Source organism: Enterobacter cloacae complex sp. P47BA (assembly GCF_014930485.1).
GTDB lineage: Bacteria > Pseudomonadota > Gammaproteobacteria > Enterobacterales > Enterobacteriaceae > Enterobacter > Enterobacter bugandensis.
On the sequence record NZ_JADBRF010000009.1, the window covers coordinates 13,792 to 34,513 of the forward strand.

Consider the following 20,722-nt stretch of genomic DNA (forward strand, 5'->3'; position numbering starts at 1 on the left):
TAAATAAAAAGGGCACGGCGAACCGTGCCCATAAAGAGGTTAGAAGCGGAAGGTCGCGGTGGCGACAACCTGGCGTTCAGCACCCCAGAAGCAACCGTAGGTGTTGAAGCAGCTGGCAACGTACTCACGATCGAACAGGTTGTTCACGTGAAGCGCGACGTTTGATCCGGCCATGCCTACACGCGCCAGATCGTATCTGACCAGTGCATCAACCAGTGTATAGCTTCCAACAGTGAAGCTATTCGCCGGGTCACCTTTGCTGGAGCCGGTATAACGCACACCGGTACCCAGCGTCAGGCCAGACAGTGGGCCGTCAAACATCGTGTAATCACCCCACAGGGATGCCATATGTTTTGGCACCTGCGCCGGCGTGTTGCCTTTGTAGTTGGTGTCGGTGGTGTATTCCGCATCGGTATAGGTATAAGAACCGACAACGTTCACGCTGGCAGAGAGCGCCGCTTTCGCTTCCAGCTCTACGCCACGGGCGCGGATCTCGCCGCCTTCAACGGAGAAGGGTGAGCCAGTTGGGTCAGCCATCAGGTTGTTGGTTTTGGTCAGCTGATACACTGCACCGGTGATCACGATCGGACGATCGTTCGGCACGTATTTCACGCCCGCTTCGTACTGTTTGCCTTTAGACGGCGAGAACGGTTTACCCTGAGCATCGGTCAGGGAAGCCGGTTCAAAGGATTCGCTGTAGCTGAAATAAGGAGTTACCCCGTTGTCGAACAGGTAGTTAACGCCGCCACGCCAGGTGAACTGAGTATCATCACGCTTGGCGGTGGTATTTAATACGCGGTTGTAGGACTCCTGATCGGCCCAATCGTAACGGCCGCCCAGTGTCACCAGCACTTTATCCCATTCGATCTGATCCTGAGCGTAAACGCCGGTCTGCTTCTGCTTGTTCAGCACCTGGTAAGCACCAGACGGTCCAGGGTGTGAACCGAAATCGAAATCGCCACGATCGAGATCGTAAATATCGGATGGCGCAACGGAGCCGGCGTAGCCGAACCAGGAGTTAATGTCATTACGCATGCGCATGAAATCAACGCCTGTCAGCAGGGTATGGTCGAGAGCCCCCGTCGCGAACTTGCTCTGAAGCTGCGTATCAACGGTGAAGTTTTGCAGCTTCTCGTCATCGATCACATACTGGCGAGTCAGCGTATGCCCCCATTGTGACTGAGGAATGCTCGCGCAAGGGCTGGATGCCGGATTACTCGAATAGAGCGGATCGGAACACATGCCGTAGCCGTATACGCTGTTTTGCGAGGTTTTGTTCTCGGCAAAGCGCAGATTCTGACGCACGGTGAAAGTGTCGTTGAATTCGTGGTCGAAGCTGTATCCCACCATTTTCTGGTTACGGGAATAGGTGTTGTTCTTTGCGCCTTCATTGAAGTTAGTCGGCAGACGATCGCCGTTTGGCAGCGGGTCAACCGTCCCCTCTTTTGGCAGCCAGCCGTAGTAGCCCGTTTCAGGCTCGTTCTGGAAGTAGGAGAGGAACGTGAAGGTGGTTTTATCATCCGGACGCCAGGAGAAGGATGGCGCGATGGCATAACGCTGCTCGCCCTTATCTTCCTGCTGCGAATTGTTCGAGCGTGCAACGCCCGTCAGACGGTATGAATAAACGCCGTCATCATCGATCGCATCGCTAAAGTCAAAGCCGGTCTGGAACAGGCTGTCGGTACCCACTTTAAACTGGATCTCTTTCAGCGGCTCGGTTGTTGGGCGCTTACTTACCATGTTCAGCAGGCCGCCCGGGCTGCTTTTACCGTACAGAACGGAAACCGGACCGCGCATGATTTCAGCGCGCTCCAGCATATAAGGGTCTATCACCGCGTCGTTGTAGAAGTTGCCCTGCAGCTTCATGCCGTCGAGGTAGTTATTCTGGCTCTGGCCGTCGGCCGCGAAACCGCGGATCACGAGGTAGTCATAGGTATTCGAAGCACCTCGGGTACCCACCGCAACGCCCGGCGTGTAGCTCAGGGCTTCTTTCACCGAACGTGGCTGATGCAGCGCCATCTCTTCGGCAGTTACCACAGAAATAGACTGTGGAACCTTTTGAATTGGGGTGTCTGTTTTGGTACCGGTCGCAGATTGGCGAGCGGCGATAGTCGCAGCAGGTCCCCAGGCACTTTCCTGTGCAGCAGGTGCAGCGGTAACGGTAATAGTATCTTCTTTTTTCGGGGTTTCGGCAGCGTTAGCAAATGCAGACATGCCGGCAACCGCTGTGGCTACGACAACCGCGACTTTACGCAGCGACGTGTTAATTGGCTGAGCAGTATTGGAAAGCGCCATGTTTATCTCTGATGGAAAAGTGAATGATAACGTAAACGAGAATTATTATTATGACCGCAGAATAATATGCGAAACGCTGGTTGCATAGCAAGCAGTAAGCGGCCCTACAAGATTTAAGGGTTTAAGAATTAACCAGATGAAAAGAGAGGGTTAATGAGGTTAGCAAAATGATCGCTTAAGCCCGCCGAAACGGGCAGAGAGAATTAACGGTAAAACACCTCGAACGTGGCGACGGAGTCGACTTTGCCCGCTTTAACCTCTCCCGTTTTGACGTAGCGCGCCTTGAGGGGAATTTCGACAGGAACCTTGTCCTGCGTGCTGGTTATCGCCGTGTAGTTCCGATCAAACTGCAGCACGGTATTATTCTGGTCGAGGATCTGAATGCCAACGCCCTCGGCGGCAGAGTCTCCGCTAGCGATGCCCAAAATATTGCCGTTCGTTACGCCCGTCGAGCCCGCGCTCGTGAACTGATAATCAACCTTCGTCCCTGCCGCGCAGTCGGTGATTTCAATCTTAAAGCTACCGTCAGTGAGTACGTCGGAATATTGGCCGGTAAAATCCTGCGTATTGACCGTTCTTAGCGGCACATAGATGTTCCGGTCGACCAGATTACAGGTATTGGTCGTAATGTGGACGCTGGCAGGAGAAAAGCGCATTTCACCGATCGCCGCGTTGCCCAAGATATCCATTGACGTTAATCGCGACGTATCCAAATCCCCCTCCTGGATATCGCCCGTCACGACCAGCTGTGCAGCGGCGCGAAACGTCGATGTGCTCTGCGAATAACCATGTATCGAACCCAGATAGTGGATAGGCCGGACAATATCCTCTTCATTGTAACCGGGAAAGCGTTCACTCGACGCAGCCGCGCGGATGCCAATACCCGGCACATTAGTCTGATAAACCCCGGGCATGACATCTTCTCGTGCATCGGTATCCGTGAGGTACAGATACCCTCGCCGTACTTGCGCATCACCGCTACAGTCCACCGTCACCGCTTTACTCTCAACGCTGGCGTCATAAATGACGGTGCCGACGGGCGTGTCGGGCGCAACAACGATCACCGGAGGAAGTTGAAACGTCACCACGGCATCCACATCAGAACTGCCGTTAAAGGTGCAGTCTGCTCTGGCTGTATGGAAAAAGGCCCCCGTCAGCACGAGCAGAACGGGTAAAAGAAAAGTGTTGACCGAACGACGTAGATGCATGAAATACCTCTGTTAATAGCAGTTGACCGTGGCTTTCACGATCCCTGTCGGGCTCTGCGTGGAAATGTCCAGCGTCCCCTGGCACTGCCGATCGCGCTCTTCTCCCCACTGCACGCTAAACGTTGTTTTGCCGGACAGCCCGGTGAGGTAAACCTCGCCGTCATCCCCGACGATGGCCGAGGTGTTATCCAGCGCCACCACGGCACCAAACGGCACGGGCTTACCCGCGTAACGCAGAGTCACCAGCGCGCGTCGTCCAACGCGCGCATCGAAGGTTGCGCTCAGCGCAGCGCCTTTTGTCGGCACGAGATCCAGCGTTGCCGCGTCGATATCAATATCTTCTCGATCCTGCGTATTCACGGTGATGATGTTGTGCCGATAGGCCGTCAGAGAAGGAACAATCGCGTTACCAAAACGGTCCGTCGTGATACCGCGCCCGTTTTGCACTTTGACGTTATCACCATCTTTAATGTGCACAATGGCGAAGGCGTCGCGTACGGGTTGCCCCAGCGTCACGCCATGCTCGTGAGCAACGATTGACCCCTGAGCGCTGTAGTTCCACTGCCGATTGTTACCACCGTAGCTGTACCCCATCCCTACCTCACCGGAAGCCCCGCGATAACGTCCTGACAGGCTGCCGCCGTAGCCCGTATCCTGGTTGGCATAGGTCTGCTGGAGGTTATAGCTCAGCTTATTGTCCTCGAGAGCAGTACCGCCGAGCCCGACCTGATGCGAGACAAACCCACCGCTGGCGGAGTTCGCGCTATAGGTTGCCCAGGAATTCGGCAGCCACTTTGATAACGGAATGTTGACCGTCAACGCCATTTGCCGGTCGGTATCGGCATCTGGCGTGCGGGTCAGGTTGTAACTTATCGACCAGGTGATGTCGCGCCAGCTGGAGCTGAACCCCGCGCTGACGCTACGCTCATGGCCGTCCATATCCCAGTAGTCCTGCTGATAGCCGTTGAGATAGGCCGAGCCCCAGTCTGAAATACGCTGGGACAGGTTGAGCTGCATGCGGCTACGGCGGTTATTAGTTCTGCGGTAGGTATAAATGCCGTCATCGATTTCGCTGTCACGCTGATCGATAGCTTCCTGAAAGGTGTAGAACCCCGATGTGGAGTAGCGATAGCTGGCAAGCGTGATGGTGGTATCCGTGTCGGGAATATCTTTTGAATACTGCGCCCGCCAGGATAAACCGCTGGCATCGTCACGCCCGTCATCAAACGCGGTACGCGCGGCCGTGAGGTCGACAGAGGCGGAGCCGAAATGCCCCAGATCGGCACCGAGCCTCAGCAGTAGCGCGTGATACAGTGATGAACCCAGCGCGCCGGTATACGCCGTGACGCCGTAAGGCAGACCATAGATGGCTGTGCCTTGCGCAAAGGTGGGTTCGTCTTCACCTTCATTACCGCGATAGCGCCCTGCGGCCAGCGAATACTTAAAGCCGCCTTCCCGCTGTAACACCGGCACCGACGCGCTGGCCTGGATGAAGCTATGCTCGCTGCCGTCCGCCTCTTCGACGGTCACTTCCAGATCGGCTCCGGATGTTACCTGGCTTAAATCGCGGATCTCGAACGGCCCCGGTGAGACGTTTGTCTGATAGATGGTGTAGCCGTTTTGCTTGATAGTGACTTTCGCATCGCTATTGGCAATACCGCGCACGACGGGCGCAAAGCCCTGCTGACTAACAGGCAGCATAGAAGTATCCGTTTCCAGCTTCACGCCGGTCATCTGGACGCTGTCAAAAAGTTCACCATTGGTATATGTCTGACCAATCTCAAGCTGGCTTTTCAGCGTTTTGATGTCGCGTTGTAACGTGCTGGCAATGCCCTCCCAGCCAGAAGCGTCGCTCCAGGTGCTGTTATTCCTCAGCCGCCACGCCCCAAGGTTAATCCCCGACTCCAGGCCAAGCCAGGTCGAAGAGGTTTTGCCCGAACTGTAGTGCTGCTGAGAACCGCTGAGTTGATAGCTTGTCCAGGCGGCAGGCGCGCCGTCATCCCAGAATTTTGGATGTATCGCGCCAGCGGCAGCATGGTCGCGGTACGCCTGCGGGATGACCAGCTTCAGGGCCTGGTCATCCTGATTGTATTCGTAACGGGCATTTTCAATGAAATGGGAGATATCGCGGACGTAAGCGCCGTCATCCAGATCTTTTAAGTCCGGGATCGTGTCGACTTTCACGCCGTAATCGCGCAGATCCGCTTTCGTCAGCTCCGGCAGCAGGCGCTGTTTATCGTCAGACAGCACGAAAGCGATGGGACGTTTATCCACAACGTCCCGATCCCACATAACAGTCGTAAGGTAGCTTCCGGCAAGTAGCCCGTTATCGTTAATGAAGTTTTTTAATGTAGAGGTATTTTCGAGGGGCGTATCCAGCTCAAGGATCCGCAGGTTAAATTCGTCATCAGCACAGGCAGGCTGGATCGCGGCGAGCAGCGTCAGCGCGATCCCGTACAGTACCTGTTTGTGAAGCAGAGGTGACGACATAAAATACCAACATGATGATTTAAAGAGCCTGCTTGCGCTGTGGGGTTTGCCCACCGAAATCATTGATTGCCGTCCAGGTCACCGCGCCCTTTGCTGAATTCGGTAACGCGAAACGCTGCTCGCTGAACGGAGCCACCATCATTGAAATGGCGCCTGGCGTGGTTTTGGTCTCTTTCACCGGAACACTTTTCCCACCAACGGCAAGCTCGCCAAACGAGACGTAAAACGGGGTCGGGTTGTTTGCAATTAGCGTGTCGCCCTGACGCTGGAATGTGATTTTTGCGTAGGCTTCCAGGGCATCGCTTTCCTTCAGCTGAGCCGGACGCCAGAAAAGCTTCAGGCGCGTTTTCATCGCAAATTGCAGCGTGTTTTTCTCTTTCAGCTCCGGCGAGAGTGCCGATACGGATTTAACGTTTGCCAGAAACAGAGATTCCCGGTCTGCGGGCAGGCTTTTTTTATCGCCGGTAAAAATAACGTGCAAAAGGGTTTGACGATTTTCCTGCAATTTGTAAACAGGGGGAGTAATAATAAACGGCGCTTTCGCATCATTGGGGTAACTGACCCAGCTTTGCACCAGATAACGTGTATGCGGATCTTTATTTTTAAGTGCTATCTGAACTTCTGATTTATTCGATGGATAAATAATTCGCGTACCACCGAGAACAACACTTGCCTGTACTGAACAGCAGGAAATAATTAAACAACCACATAACAATTTAAATAAAGTCTTCATACAATGTTCCAAAAAGGCAGCCGTTCAGGCTGCCCGTCATTGCTTAGCGATAGACAACCTCGAATGTTGCAGAGGAGGAGTAATGGCCCGCGGTTGGCGCGGTATCCCCCACCTGAATCACTTTCGCGGTGTAGTTAAAGACAGAAGCCGTTGCCCCGGTTGCGTCGTTGTTCACATCGGTACCCGCATCCGGTACTGAACCGTCGAAAACAACATCGCCTTTAGCGCCGTTCTCATTGCTGACGATGATGCCAACGTTGGTCGCATTGCCTGCGCCAGTCAGATCGTTCTTCAAACGCTTGTTAGCGGCGTCTGTTGTCGTGCCGCTAAACTTGAGGTTCAGTTTAGCGACCAGCGGGTCACATTTTTTCACTTCAATCTTAAAGGCTTTTGAGGTGCCAACCGTACCGTCAGCGCCAAAATCCGAAGGATAGGTATCTGCGAAAGTGACGGTGGAAGCGTTAGTCCCTGTGCCATCAACGTTAATTTCACAGGTATCGGCAACAATTTTTCCGGCGAAGTTCACCGTACCGGAATCGTTTGATGCAAATACAGGCAGAGACAGCGCGGCCATAACGCTTCCGGCTAAAAATGTAGCGACAATTTTTTTGTTCATGAAAAATATCCTTATATTTGACAATTGTGGCATCCATTCGCACTACAAATATTTTGAGTCGAAATGTTATCCAGCATGTTACACATGACTGACTAAATAGGAATATCCTTTGAGCCAGTGAATTTCTTATGGCGATTACATCAGATTATTCTTCATTGTGTCCAGAGAGGATAAAGTTACGCAACATGTAGAAGATTTCAAATGCATGTTTTAGATGAAAAAAATGAGAACTTAAAAATTCTAAATTAGATATTTAATTTTTTTAAAAATTGCAGAATGTAAAAAACAAAAAAGCCGCTTTATATTAAAGCGGCTTTTTATTCAGGGAATTAATTAATTCCCACCAAACATATCCTTGATCCAGCCGGCCACGCCATCACTGTCTTTCTTCTCGTTCTGCTGCTGGGCCGGTTGTTGCTGCGGCTGCTGCGGCTGAGAAGATTGATCGAACGGGTTGCCCGTTGGCTGTTCAGGCTGGCTCTGCTGGCACAGTGAGTCCGGGTTGGTCGTCCAGACCGGGAGGGTTCGCATCCCGCCGCCGCAGATAAAGTTCCCGGAACCATCCACGCCCATATCGACGATATCTTCCGGCGCGACCAGGTTCAGCGGCACAGGTGACTGGTTCGCCAGGTAGCGCTGGTAAATCGACATCGCCCCGCTCGCCCCGTAAAGTTTGGTCGGCTGGTTGTTGTCACGACCTACCCAGGTGATCACCACTTCACGGCCATCAATACCGGCAAACCAGGTATCGACGTTGTTGTTGGTGGTCCCGGTTTTACCCGCCAGATGCAGACCAGGATACTTCGCCCCCAGCTGACGACCGGTACCGCGCTGCACAACCTGCTGCATCGTCCACAGCGTCATGTAGGCCGCCTGCGCAGGAACGGCACGTTCAGCCTGCGGGAAGCTCTGATACAGCACGGAGCCATCTTCGGCAATCACCGAACGCAGGGCAGAGAGCGGTGCGCGGTTACCCCCGCTGGCAATGGTCTGGAACGCCTGCGCCACTTCGATCGGCGTCAGGTTAAGCGCCCCCAGAATCATCGCCGGAACAGGGTGCAGCTGATCTTTCGGTACGCCCAGCTTCTGCCAGGTATCGACAATGGCCGGCAGACCCAGCGCCATACCGAGGTTAACCGTAGGTACGTTCATGGAGCGGGTTAACGCATCCACCAACATCACCTGGCCGCTGAACTGTTTATCATCGTTCTGCGGTGACCAGACCTGGCCGTTAGGCTGACGCAGGGAGATTGGCGCATCGGCGATCCAGGTGTTCAGGCGATACAAATTCGGCTGGCTCAGCGCGGTGAGATAGGTCGCTGGTTTAGCCAGAGAGCCAATCGAACGACGCGCCTGCATCGCGCGGTTGTAGCCCGCATATTGCGGCTCTGCGCCGCCCACCATCGCGCGAACTTCGCCGGTATTGCGGTCAACCACCACCATCGCGGTTTCCAGATCGGAGAGCTTGCGCTGTTTCTTCAGCGCCGGAATGCCTTCCACCGCCGCTTTTTCTGCAGCGTCCTGGGCTACCGAGTCAAAGGTTGTGAAGATCTTCACGCCGGAGAGATCTTTGACCTTATCACCGAGCTTGCTTTGCAGCTCCTGGCGCACCATCTGCATGAAAGCAGGCTGCGGAGAGATCACCCCACCGCGCGGCTGCACGCCCAGCGGACGTGCGCTAAGCATGTCGTATAATTCCTGGTCAATCACCTGCTGCTGTTGCAGCAGACGCAGTACCAGGTTACGACGCTCCAGCGCCAGTTTCGGGTTGCGCCACGGGTTATAAATGGACGCCCCTTTCACCATGCCCACCAGCAGCGCCTGCTGGTCAAGGCTGAGCTCTTCCACCGGACGGCCAAAGTAGTACAGGCTCGCCAGCGGGAAGCCGCGGATCTCGTTATCGCCGCTCTGGCCGAGGTACACCTCGTTCATGTACAGCTCAAGGATACGATCCTTGCTGTAGCGCGCATCCATCAGCACGGCCATGTACGCTTCGTTGGCTTTACGCCAGTAAGAACGCTCGCTGGAGAGGAACAGGTTCTTCACCAGCTGCTGGGTAAGCGTACTCGCCCCCTGCACGGTACGGCCCGCAGTCAGGTTCGCCAGCACCGCACGGCCGATGGAGTAGAGACTGATACCGTCGTGCTCGTAGAAATGGCGGTCTTCGGTTGCCAGCAGGGTATCCACCAGCAGATCCGGGAAGCCGTTACGCGCCACGAACAGGCGCTGTTCGCCATTGGCGGACGAGAGCATGGTGATCAGACGCGGATCAAGACGGAAGAAACCGAACTGGCGGTTATTGTCCATGTTCTCAATGGTTTCCAGCCGATCGCCGTCAAAAGTCAGACGCGCGCGCACCTGCCCCTCTTTGCTGTCCGGGAAGTCGAACGGGCGGCGGATCATCTCAATGCTCTTCGCCTGGACGGTAAATTCGCCCGGGCGGGTCATTTTCGTGACCTGACGATACTGCGTAGCTTGCAGCAGTTTCACCATCTCGTTCTTGCTGATGGACATGTCCGGCTCAAGGTTCACCATGCGACCATACACTGCCGCGGGCAATTGCCAGACTTTCCCGTCGATACGGCTGCGGATCTTCTGATCCAGATAAACGCCGTAAATCGCGATCAGCACAACAAAAACAATGAACAGCTTCAGCAGCAGCCAGAACCAGCCGCGCTTCCCACGAGGCTTACGCCCTTTGCCTTTTCCTTTACGCGGCATGGGTTCTTCATCCTCATAATCGTCTTCATAGTCATCGTCATACTCCTCATCTCTGAGGCGACGACGGCTTACCTTTTCTTTCGCCGGACGCGCGGGTTTTCCCTTACGTCCTATTGGCTCGCGGTCATTCCCCGCCATGCTTTTTCTCCGCAACTTTCAGGCGCAAAGGCCAGATTTTCTTTTCTTCCACAGGCCTGTGAAAGAAGAAATCTCTCAAAATAAACAGCAAGACTTTCCTGTCAGGAATACTTCTTCGTCCGCCGCGTCGGCGCCGTATTCGCCGGATCGTCCGGCCAGACGTGTTTGGGGTAGCGCCCTTTCATCTCTTTCTGCACTTCACGGTAGCTTCCCGCCCAGAACGCCCCCAGATCGCGGGTGATCTGCAACGGACGATGCGCAGGTGAGAGCAGCTCAAGCACCAACGGCACCCGCCCTTCGGCAATAGACGGCGTGGTTGCCTCACCAAACATCTCCTGCATCCGAACCGCCAGCGCCGGAGGATTATCCTCATGATAACGAATGGCAATCCGGCTCCCGGTGGGCACAGTGTAATGCCCAGGAAGCTCACTATCCAGACGTTGACGTAATGACCAGTCCAGTAAATTCTGTAACGCGGTCTTAACATCAAGCGCCTTAAGGGCGCGCAGAGAGTGCACGCCGCTCATTTGCGGCAGCAGCCACTGCTCAAGCGTCGCGAGCAGCGTCTCATCATCCACCGCGGGCCAGGCGTATTCCGGTAGCCACTTCGCGGCGCAGTGCAGACGAATGCGATACTGTTCAGCTTCCGGCGTCCAGTTCAGAACGTTAAGGCCCTTTTCCCGAATGCCGTTCAGCATCGCCTGGTGTAACTCTTCCTCCGACGGCTTCGCCAGCGGTTTCGTCCCGAGCGTCAGTTTGCCAATCTGGCTACGACGAAACGCCTTCAGCGTACCCTGGGCATCGTCCCACTCCACGATGTCCGATTGCTGAAGCAGCTGCGGGCAGGTACGCGTCAGGGCATCTATGTCCACGGCAATCGCCTGTAATATACGGGCATCAGGAGACTGGCTGCCCTGAAGCAGGAGCGGCGCGATCAGCCATTCATGTCGCGTCAGGGCATCATCGCTGTCCAGCATCGCCCCCATGCCGTTTGCCAGCTGGTAGCGTCCATCCAGCCCGCGGCGGCGCGCAATCCTGTCCGGGAAGGCCAGCGCCAGAAGGGAGGCAATCTTATCGCCGTCAGGTGAACCGCCCCGGCAGTTCAGGCGTTTGCACAGCTGCTGCGCCCGCTGCTGCCAGTTTCCCTGATTGCGCGAAAACGCCTGCCCCAGATCGCTGCTGCCTCCGCGCGGCGGCTCCTCAAGAATAGCCGCCAGTTTCGCCGCTGTGGCAATTTCATCTTCGCCCTGCGCGGCCACCAGCATCGCCGCCAGACGCGGATCGTTGCCCAGCGCCGCCATTTTCTGACCGCGCGCCGTCAGACGTTCACCTTCCAGCGCGCCAAGCTGGGTGAGCAGGCTGCGCGCGGCGGCGAGATTCACGACAGGCGGTGGATTAAGCCAGGTGAGCTGTTCAGGATCCGGGCAGCCCCAAAGCAGGAGATCCATCACCAGCCCGGAGAGATCGCTTTGTAAAATCTCCGGCGTGCTTTGCTGTGCCGCCCGTTCAGCCTGCTCCGCGCTGGTCAAATGCAGGCAAATACCCGGCTCAAGACGCCCCGCACGGCCCGCGCGCTGCACCATTGACGCCTGACTGATGCGTTGTGTCAGCAGTTTAGTCAGCCCGGTGCGCGGATCAAAGCTCGCCACCCTCTCCTGCGCGCTATCCACCACCAGGCGAATGCCTTCGATGGTTAAACTGGTTTCGGCAATGTTGGTTGCCAGGACGACTTTACGCTGCCCCGCCGGGGCGGGAAGGATGGCTTTACGCTGCTCGGTCAACGACAGGGCGCCATAGAGCGGGCAAAGCAGTACGTCACTGCCCACCCTGGAGGCCAGCCGCTCCTGCACGCGCTGAATCTCCCCCACGCCGGGCAAAAACAGCAGCAGCGAGCCGGGCGCCTGGCGAAGCAGGTCAGCAGTGGCAATAGCTACCGCTTCGTCAAAGCGCTGATGGGCAGGAAGCGGCTGATAGCGACGCTCAACAGGAAATGCCCGTCCTTCTGAGCTGATGACCGGCGCATCGGGTAATGCCTGTCGTAGTCGCTCGTTATCCAGCGTCGCCGACATAATCAGCAGCCGCAGATCGTCGCGCAGCCCCTGCTGAACGTCGAGCAACAGCGCGAGGGCCAGATCGGCCTGCAGGCTGCGCTCGTGGAATTCATCCAGGATCACCAGCCCGACACCGTTCAACTCCGGGTCGTTTTGCAGCATGCGGGTAAGAATGCCCTCGGTGACCACCTCAAGCCGCGTGGACGGGCCGACGCAGGTTTCGGCGCGCATCCGGTAGCCTACCGTTTCGCCCGGTTTTTCATTCAGCAGTTCCGCCAGGCGCTGCGCCACGTTGCGCGCGGCCAGCCTGCGCGGCTCCAGCAGGATAATTTTCCCGGCAATCTTCCCCTCTTTAAGGATCTGCAGCGGCAGCCAGGTAGATTTACCCGCCCCCGTAGGCGCGTTAAGCAAAACCTGCGGGGCATGTTGTAAGGCAGCGAGAAGCTCAGGAAGAACGACGGCGACCGGCAATGAGGACACTAACAGCTCCAGAGGGTTAACATTAGTCGGCGTACATTGTAGCATCGGCGCATATCATTACCGAGTCCCCCGTATGTCTGAGTCGAAACGGCTGTTTTTTGCCATTGAATTGCCCACCACCCTACAGCGGCAAATCGTTCGCTGGCGCGCGGAACATTTTCCACCGGAAGCGGGCCGGCCCGTTGCGGCGGCAAACCTGCACCTGACGCTGGCCTTTTTGGGTGACGTGAGCGCCGAAAAACAGCGGGCATTAGCCGCCATGGCCGGGCGTATTGTCCAGCCGGCGTTTACGCTGCACCTTGACGATGCGGGTCAGTGGCTGCGTTCGCGCGTGGTCTGGCTGGGTACGCGCCAGCCGCCGCGCGGGTTGTTACAGCTCGCCAATATGTTGCGCGCGCAGGCAGCGCGCAGCGGCTGTTACCAGAGCCCGCAGCCGTTTCATCCGCACGTCACGCTGCTGCGCGATGCCGGTCAGGCCGTTGCTATTCCGCCGCCGGGTTTTCACTGGGCTTTTCCGGTTAATGAATTCGCGCTTTATGAATCCGTCTTTGCACGGGGACGCACCCGCTACAGGCCGCTACAGCGCTGGACGTTGGGCGACACCACAAGGAATTCCGATGAAGTTTAGTCCTGCACTCCAGTCCGCCACGCTGATCCAACGCTACAAACGCTTCCTCGCCGACGTGGTGACGCCGGAAGGCGAAGAGCTCACCCTGCACTGCCCCAACACCGGCGCCATGACCGGTTGCGCCGCACCGGGTGACACGGTCTGGTATTCCACTTCAGAAAATACTAAACGCAAATATCCCCATACCTGGGAAATAACCGAAACGCAAAACGGGGCGTTTATTTGTGTTAATACTCTGCGTGCAAATCAGCTTGTTAAGGAAGCGCTGACGAATGGCGCCATTCCCGAACTGGTGGGTTACGGTACGCATAAAACAGAAGTGAAATACGGCGATGAAGGCAGCAGAATTGACTTCATGTTACAGGCGGAAGGCCGTCCTGAGTGCTATATTGAAGTAAAATCAGTGACGTTAGCGGAACAGGAAAACGGCTTCTTTCCGGATGCGGTAACGCTACGCGGGCAGAAGCATCTGCGAGAGCTAATGAGTGTTGCGGCGGCGGGCAAACGCGCCGTATTGCTGTTTGCGGTGTTGCATACAGCGATTGAACGGTTTTCCCCTGCCCGCCATATCGATCCTAAATACGCACAACTGTTGAATGAGGCACAAAAGCAGGGGGTAGAGGTTTTAGCTTATAAAGCGGAACTTTCTGCCGATAATATGACTCTGAGATCGTCTCTTCCCATTGTCTTATAAGGGATTAGACGATTGATGAATAAGTGTTCTGGCCGCGTGCGCAAATACGCTTTTCCTCACAGGCTTGTCAAGTGTTACGTTTAGATAATTGCCATACGGAAAAGCATCTGCTATTTATAGCGACCTGATTTTTCCCCCAACACGGGGATCGATAGTGCGTGTTAAGGAGAAGCAACATGCAAGAAGGGCAAAACCGTAAAACATCGTCCCTGAGTATTCTCGCCATCGCTGGGGTGGAGCCGTATCAAGAGAAGCCGGGCGAAGAGTATATGAACGAAGCCCAGCTGTCGCACTTCAAGCGTATTCTTGAAGCATGGCGTAATCAACTCAGGGATGAAGTGGATCGCACCGTTTCGCATATGCAGGATGAAGCTGCTAACTTCCCGGATCCGGTAGACCGTGCCGCTCAGGAAGAAGAGTTCAGCCTCGAACTGCGTAACCGTGACCGCGAACGCAAGCTGATCAAAAAGATCGAGAAAACGCTGAAAAAAGTCGAAGACGAAGATTTTGGCTACTGCGAATCCTGCGGTGTTGAAATCGGTATTCGTCGCCTGGAAGCGCGTCCAACCGCCGATCTGTGCATCGACTGTAAAACGCTGGCCGAAATCCGCGAAAAACAGATGGCCGGCTAACGCCAGCGCTGTTTATACACTTCAAAGGCGGGAGTCTCTCCCGCCTTGTTACTGTTGATATGTCTGAATCACACTATATTGGGCGCTTTGCGCCATCTCCTTCCGGTGAATTACACTTCGGCTCATTAATTGCCGCGCTTGGCAGCTACCTGCAGGCTCGCGCCAGTCAGGGTAAATGGCTCGTCCGCATCGAAGATATTGACCCTCCGCGTGAAGTTCCCGGTGCTGCAGACACCATTCTACGTCAGCTGGAACATTACGGTCTTCACTGGGACGGCGACGTTCTGTGGCAGTCACAACGACATGAGGCTTATCGGGAACGTCTGGCCTGGCTCAGCGCTCAGGGGCTCTCCTATAACTGCACCTGCACCCGCGCGCGTATCCAGAGCGTGGGAGGTGTGTATGACGGCCACTGCCGCACGCTGAATCTTCCCCCGGAAAATGCCGCCGTACGCTTGCTACAGCGCGCGCCCATCACTCGCTTCCACGATCGGCTCTCCGGTGAGATTAGGGCGGATGAACGTCTGGCATGTGAAGATTTTATTATTCACCGTCGTGATGGTCTGTTTGCGTATAACCTGGCGGTGGTCGTCGACGATCATTTCCAGGGCGTGACGGAAATTGTGCGCGGGGCGGACCTGGTCGAACCGACCGTACGGCAAATCTCGCTTTATCATCAGTTTGGCTGGACCGCGCCGGATTACATTCATCTGCCGCTGGCGGTCAATGCGCAGGGCGTTAAGCTCTCCAAGCAGAACCACGCCCCGGCCCTGCCAGACGGCGATCCGCGTCCTGTTTTGATCGACGCGCTGCGATTTCTCAACCAGAATGTAACCAACGAATGGCAGGATCTGCGCATTGACGAATTGCTGAAAATAGCCATTGCCAACTGGACGCTCGCGGCAGTGCCAAAAATCCAGCATTCTCAAATGCGTTGCGCTGAGCTATGATTAGCCGCTTTTTTCATAACAAAACACACTACGAGGTGTACCATTTTTACCCGAGTCGCTAATTTTTGCCGTAAAGTGCTAAGCCGCGAAGAGAGCATGGCGAACGACGCTATTGCACAGCCACACATGTCGGTTATTCCGCGTGAGCAGCACAATATTTCCCGCAAAGATATCAGTGAAAATGCCCTCAAGGTACTCTATCGTCTGAATAAAGCGGGCTACGAGGCCTATCTCGTTGGCGGTGGGGTGCGTGATTTACTGCTGGGCAAAAAACCGAAAGATTTCGACGTGACGACCAGCGCCACGCCCGAGCAGGTGCGTAAATTATTCCGCAACTGCCGTCTCGTTGGCCGCCGTTTCCGTCTGGCTCACGTGATGTTTGGGCCGGAAATCATCGAAGTGGCGACCTTCCGCGGCCACCACGAAGCGGGTGCATCCGACCGCACCACGTCACAGCGCGGCCAGAACGGTATGCTGCTGCGCGACAATATCTTCGGCTCTATCGAAGAAGATGCCCAGCGTCGCGACTTCACCATCAACAGCCTTTATTACAGTGTGGCGGATTTCACCGTGCGTGATTACGTCGGCGGCATGCAGGACCTGAAAGAGGGTCTGATCCGCCTGATCGGCACGCCGGAAACGCGCTATCGCGAAGATCCGGTGCGCATGCTGCGCGCCGTGCGTTTTGCCGCCAAGCTGAACATGCGCATCAGCCCGGAAACCGCAGAGCCGATCCCGCGTCTGGCGACGCTGATTAACGACGTGCCGCCTGCACGCCTGTTTGAAGAGGCGCTGAAGCTGCTGCAGGCCGGCTACGGGTTCGAAACCTACAATCTGCTGCGCGAATACAACCTGTTCCAGCCGCTGTTCCCGACCATTACCCGTTACTTCACCGAAAACGGTGACAGTCCAATGGAGCGGATGATTGCGCAGGTGCTGAAAAATACCGACACCCGCATCCATAACGATATGCGCGTGAACCCGGCATTCCTGTTTGCGGCAATGTTCTGGTACCCGCTGCTGGAAACGGCTCAAAGAATCACCCAGGAGAGCGGCCTCGCCTATTACGATGCCTTCGCGCTGGCCGCGAACGATGTATTGGACGAAGGGTGCCGTACGCTCGCTATTCCGAAACGTATTACCACCCTGGTGCGCGATATCTGGCAGCTTCAGCTGCGCATGTCCCGTCGTCAGGGCAAACGTGCCTGGAAGCTGATGGAGCATCCAAAGTTCCGCGCCGCCTTCGACCTGCTGTCGCTGCGTGCGGAAACTGAACGCAATCAGGAGCTGCAGCGCCTGGCGCAGTGGTGGGCCGAATTCCAGGTTTCCGCCCCGCCGGAGCAGAAAGATATGCTGACCGGGCTGGATGAAGAACCTGCCCCGCGTCGCCGTCATCGTCGTCCGCGCAAACGCGCACCGCGTCGTGAAGGGACAGCATGACCCTCGCGTATATCGCCATCGGCAGCAATTTAGCCTCTCCACTGGAGCAGGTGAATGCTGCCGTACAGGCGCTGGGTGAGATCCCGCAAAGCCGTATCGTGGCGGTCTCCTCCTTTTACCGCACGCCGCCGCTAGGCCCGCAGGATCAGCCTGATTATCTGAACGCCGCCGTGGTGCTGGAAACATCCCTCGATGCCGAAACGCTGCTGGACAACACTCAGCGCATCGAACTGCAGCAGGGGCGCGTACGCAAAGCCGAACGCTGGGGGCCGCGCACGCTTGATCTCGATATTATGCTGTTCGGCCATGAGGTGATTAACACTGAACGCCTCACCGTACCGCATTACGACATGAAAAATCGTGGCTTTATGCTCTGGCCGCTCTTTGAAGTGGCGCCCGATCTCACCTTCCCGGAAGGCATCCCGCTCAAGGCCGTTCTGGACAACCTGAACGCGGAAAGACCCGCTCGCTGGTGATCCTCTTCCCTCACCGGTTAACCACAAAATAATTGTGGCTAACCGGTTGCCTAAAATCATTGTTCCCTCGAATGTTACTGTTAGAATGCGCAAAGATTCGCTTTTGGGCTATCAGGAAACAGTATGAAACCAACCACCATCTCCTTACTGCAGAAATGCAAACAGGAAAAAAAACGCTTCGCCACCATCACCGCGTATGACTACAGCTTCGCCAAACTGTTTGCCGAAGAGGGTATCAACGTCATGCTGGTCGGAGATTCGTTAGGGATGACGGTACAAGGACATGATTCCACCCTGCCGGTCACGGTTGAAGATATTGCATATCACACCCGTGCGGTACGCCGCGGTGCGCCAAGCTGCCTTCTGCTTTCCGACCTGCCGTTTATGGCTTATGCCACGCCAGAGCAGGCATTTGAAAACGCGGCGGCAGTGATGCGCGCTGGCGCTAACATGGTCAAAATTGAAGGCGGCGCCTGGCTGGTGGAGACGGTGAAAATGCTCACCGAACGCGCCGTGCCGGTGTGTTGTCATTTGGGCCTGACCCCGCAGTCCGTCAACATCTTTGGCGGGTATAAGGTGCAGGGCCGCGGCGACGCAGCGCAGACGCTGTTTGAGGATGCCCTGGCGCTGGAAGCCGCAGGCGCCCAGCTGCTGGTGCTTGAGTGCGTGCCGGTTGAGCTGGCGAAACGCATCACCGACGCACTCTCCATTCCGGTGATTGGTATTGGTGCAGGCAACGTGACCGACGGTCAGATTCTGGTGATGCACGACGCCTTTGGTATTACTGGCGGGCATATCCCGAAATTTGCCAAAAATTTCCTCACTGAAGCGGGCGACATGCGCGCTGCGGTCAGGCAGTATATTGCCGACGTTGAATCCGGTGTTTACCCGGGTGAAGAACACAGTTTCCATTAAGGAGTCTCGTTGTGCTAATCATTGAAACCCTGCCGCTGCTTCGCCAGCATATCCGCCGCGCGCGTCAGGAAGGTAAACGTATCGCACTGGTCCCGACCATGGGCAACCTGCATGACGGCCACATGAAGCTCGTCGACGAAGCCCGTGCGCGAGCAGATATCGTGGTGGTCAGTATCTTCGTGAACCCCATGCAGTTTGACCGCGCCGACGATCTGGCACGCTATCCGCGCACTCTTCAGGAAGATTGCGAAAAGCTTAAAAAACGTCATGCGGATATCGTGTTCTCTCCGGCACCTGCCGATGTGTACCCGCAGGGTACGGAAGAGGCGACCTATGTGGATGTCCCGGGGATTTCGACCATGCTGGAAGGAGCAAGCCGTCCGGGCCATTTCCGCGGCGTTTCCACCATCGTCAGCAAGCTGTTCAACCTGGTGCAGCCGGATATCGCCTGTTTCGGTGAAAAAGATTTCCAGCAGCTGGCGCTGATCCGCAAGATGGTTGCCGATATGGGTTACGATATCGAAATCGTCGGCGTGCCGATCGTACGAGCCAAAGATGGCCTGGCGCTCAGCTCACGCAACGGTTACCTGACCGCCGATCAGCGTAAAATCGCGCCGGGCTTAAGCAAGGTGATGAACACCATGGCAGAACAGCTGCTGGCGAAAGAGTTGGCCGCGGAAGAGATCGTCGCCCTTGCAGAGCAGGCGCTGAACGACAAAGGCTTCCGCGCTGATGATATTCAAATCCGCGATGCTGATACCCTGCTTGAGCTGACGGAAACCAGCAAACGCGCGGTGATTCTGGTGGCGGCATGGCTCGGCCAGGCACGCCTTATCGATAATAAAGTGGTTGAGCTGGCGTAGTTCTTTCACCCTTGATAATTATAGGTATACGTAATGATTCGCAAAATGCTGCAAGGTAAGCTTCACCGAGTGAAAGTCACCCAGGCCGACCTGCACTATGAAGGTTCCTGCGCCATTGACCAGGATTTTCTCGACGCGGCGGGTATTCTCGAAAATGAAGCCATTGATATCTGGAATGTGAATAACGGCAAGCGTTTTTCCACCTACGCGATTGCCGCCGAGCGCGGGTCTAAAATTATCTCCGTCAACGGCGCGGCGGCACACTGCGCGGACGTCGGCGATATCGTTATTATCGCCAGCTTCGTCATGATGTCTGACGAAGAAGCGCGCCGCTGGCAGCCCAAAGTCGTTTATTTCGAAGGCGACAACGAGATGAAACGCACCGCGAAGGCGATTCCAGTTCAGGTTGCTTAAAGATAATTTTACTCATCGAAATTCTTTTTCGATGAGTAAATTCCTTGTCTAATGTATCCCTGCGATGTAATACAGGGACATCCTCAATCTATTCACCCCACAAATATAAACCACACTTTATTGCTTTTCTAAAGATATTCACCCAATGAATCCTTTAATCAAATCTAAAAACAACATTTATATTTAATAAGCAACGAAGCCTTTTATTTCCATCTGCAGGCAATTAAAATCCGCGCCGAAATAGAATATTTCAATTGCAAGGCATATCACAGATATAAAAATGTTATATGTCTTGTCGGTACTATTAACTTTTATATATGGATATAAAAATGTCTTTTAAGAAATATGGCATGGCTGTGGCTGTAGCAATGGCTCTAAGCGCGGGTTCCGCAGTAGCAGCAGGATCTGATACCGGTACCATCACTTTCCACGGTATGGTTTCTAACAACACCTGTCAGGTTTCCCTGGATCAGAAAATCGACCAGAAAGGTAACGATTTCGACGTAACCCTCGACACAGTGAAAGTAGCTGATTTCTCAAGCGCCCTGGGTACTACCAGCACCCTGGGCGAGAAGAAATTCTCTCTGTCACTGACCGGTTGTGATAATGAAACTGTTAAGAAAGTTTCTGCACAGTTCGATTCATGGGCTGGTAGCTCTTCAACTGAAGGTGGTCTGCTGGTTCCGCCAAGCAATGCTCTGGGTTCTGCTAAGAACGTAAACCTGGTGCTGTCAAACGCCAGCAGTACCGCAACCGATCAGATCAAAGTTGACCAGGTTAACAACACTCAGAAGGCTGATATTAGTACGGCTGGCGCGGCTAACCTCTACTATCGCGTAGCCTACACCCAGGGTCAGGGTTGGGATGCAACGTCTAACCCAGTAAGTGCTGGTACCGTGCAGGCGCAAGTTGCCTTTACCATGCAATACGAATAAGAAATTCGTAAGCCTTAACTAATTGAGCAATCTCTCATTATTA

General features: G+C 55.2%; 17 protein-coding genes. 10 read left to right on the plus strand and 7 right to left on the minus strand.

Features of this window, described 5'->3' with window-relative positions; all coding sequences use genetic code 11:
* Positions 1 to 39 precede the first annotated feature (39 nt).
* The 7 genes from fhuA to hrpB form a co-directional block, all read right to left on the minus strand.
* Entirely contained in the window at positions 40 to 2,295 is a 2,256-nt protein-coding gene (gene fhuA, locus IM299_RS10835) for a ferrichrome porin FhuA (RefSeq protein ID WP_193357473.1), read from the minus strand.
* Positions 2,296 to 2,498: 203 nt separating this feature from the next.
* Complete coding sequence (locus IM299_RS10840) at positions 2,499 to 3,503, minus strand: fimbrial protein (RefSeq protein ID WP_080339198.1); 1,005 nt, start codon at positions 3,501 to 3,503, stop codon at positions 2,499 to 2,501.
* A 12-nt stretch (positions 3,504 to 3,515) separates the two neighbouring features.
* Complete coding sequence (locus IM299_RS10845; RefSeq protein ID WP_193357474.1) at positions 3,516 to 5,993, minus strand: fimbria/pilus outer membrane usher protein; 2,478 nt, start codon at positions 5,991 to 5,993, stop codon at positions 3,516 to 3,518.
* A 19-nt stretch (positions 5,994 to 6,012) separates the two neighbouring features.
* Positions 6,013 to 6,726 carry a molecular chaperone gene (locus IM299_RS10850; RefSeq protein WP_041911205.1) on the minus strand — a complete coding sequence of 238 codons (714 nt, stop codon included), beginning with the start codon at positions 6,724 to 6,726 and terminating at the stop codon, positions 6,013 to 6,015.
* A gap of 43 nt (positions 6,727 to 6,769) precedes the next feature.
* Positions 6,770 to 7,342 (minus strand): fimbrial protein, encoded by a 573-nt coding sequence (locus IM299_RS10855; protein WP_045631190.1) that lies wholly within the window; start codon positions 7,340 to 7,342, stop codon positions 6,770 to 6,772.
* 333 nt (positions 7,343 to 7,675) lie between these two features.
* Complete coding sequence (mrcB, locus tag IM299_RS10860) at positions 7,676 to 10,201, minus strand: bifunctional glycosyl transferase/transpeptidase (protein WP_045631651.1); 2,526 nt, start codon at positions 10,199 to 10,201, stop codon at positions 7,676 to 7,678.
* A 101-nt stretch (positions 10,202 to 10,302) separates the two neighbouring features.
* On the minus strand, positions 10,303 to 12,732 hold the full coding sequence (hrpB, locus tag IM299_RS10865; protein ID WP_193357475.1) for an ATP-dependent helicase HrpB: 2,430 nt from the start codon (positions 12,730 to 12,732) through the stop codon (positions 10,303 to 10,305).
* 73 nt (positions 12,733 to 12,805) lie between these two features.
* On the opposite strand from hrpB, the gene thpR reads away from it, so the two are divergent.
* From thpR to IM299_RS10915, 10 genes are all read left to right on the plus strand, one after another.
* Positions 12,806 to 13,360, plus strand: a complete 555-nt coding sequence (gene thpR / locus IM299_RS10870; RefSeq protein ID WP_045259483.1) for an RNA 2',3'-cyclic phosphodiesterase — start codon at positions 12,806 to 12,808, stop codon at positions 13,358 to 13,360.
* The gene (gene sfsA, locus IM299_RS10875) at positions 13,350 to 14,054 is read left to right on the plus strand and encodes a DNA/RNA nuclease SfsA (RefSeq protein ID WP_041911210.1); all 705 of its coding nucleotides are present in this window, start codon (positions 13,350 to 13,352) and stop codon (positions 14,052 to 14,054) included. Before thpR ends, sfsA begins: the two co-directional genes overlap by 11 nt.
* Positions 14,055 to 14,230: 176 nt before the next feature.
* Positions 14,231 to 14,686, plus strand: a complete 456-nt coding sequence (dksA, locus tag IM299_RS10880; protein WP_013095632.1) for an RNA polymerase-binding protein DksA — start codon at positions 14,231 to 14,233, stop codon at positions 14,684 to 14,686.
* Between the two features lie 59 nt (positions 14,687 to 14,745).
* A complete protein-coding gene (gene gluQRS, locus IM299_RS10885) occupies positions 14,746 to 15,636 on the plus strand; it encodes a tRNA glutamyl-Q(34) synthetase GluQRS (protein ID WP_041911211.1) in 891 nt (296 codons plus the stop codon).
* A gap of 42 nt (positions 15,637 to 15,678) precedes the next feature.
* Positions 15,679 to 17,076 (plus strand): polynucleotide adenylyltransferase PcnB, encoded by a 1,398-nt coding sequence (gene pcnB / locus IM299_RS10890; RefSeq protein WP_028015552.1) that lies wholly within the window; start codon positions 15,679 to 15,681, stop codon positions 17,074 to 17,076.
* Positions 17,073 to 17,552, plus strand: coding sequence for a 2-amino-4-hydroxy-6-hydroxymethyldihydropteridine diphosphokinase (folK, locus tag IM299_RS10895; protein WP_047367349.1), 480 nt, complete (start codon positions 17,073 to 17,075; stop codon positions 17,550 to 17,552). Before pcnB ends, folK begins: the two co-directional genes overlap by 4 nt.
* A gap of 123 nt (positions 17,553 to 17,675) precedes the next feature.
* Positions 17,676 to 18,467 (plus strand): 3-methyl-2-oxobutanoate hydroxymethyltransferase, encoded by a 792-nt coding sequence (gene panB, locus IM299_RS10900; protein ID WP_193357476.1) that lies wholly within the window; start codon positions 17,676 to 17,678, stop codon positions 18,465 to 18,467.
* Positions 18,468 to 18,478: 11 nt separating this feature from the next.
* Positions 18,479 to 19,330 carry a pantoate--beta-alanine ligase gene (panC, locus tag IM299_RS10905; protein ID WP_041911214.1) on the plus strand — a complete coding sequence of 284 codons (852 nt, stop codon included), beginning with the start codon at positions 18,479 to 18,481 and terminating at the stop codon, positions 19,328 to 19,330.
* Positions 19,331 to 19,363: 33 nt separating this feature from the next.
* Positions 19,364 to 19,744: an aspartate 1-decarboxylase gene (panD, locus tag IM299_RS10910; RefSeq protein WP_193357477.1), complete on the plus strand. Its 381-nt coding sequence runs from the start codon at positions 19,364 to 19,366 to the stop codon at positions 19,742 to 19,744.
* A 329-nt stretch (positions 19,745 to 20,073) separates the two neighbouring features.
* Positions 20,074 to 20,679 carry a fimbrial protein gene (locus tag IM299_RS10915; protein ID WP_153656672.1) on the plus strand — a complete coding sequence of 202 codons (606 nt, stop codon included), beginning with the start codon at positions 20,074 to 20,076 and terminating at the stop codon, positions 20,677 to 20,679.
* Positions 20,680 to 20,722 lie beyond the last annotated feature (43 nt).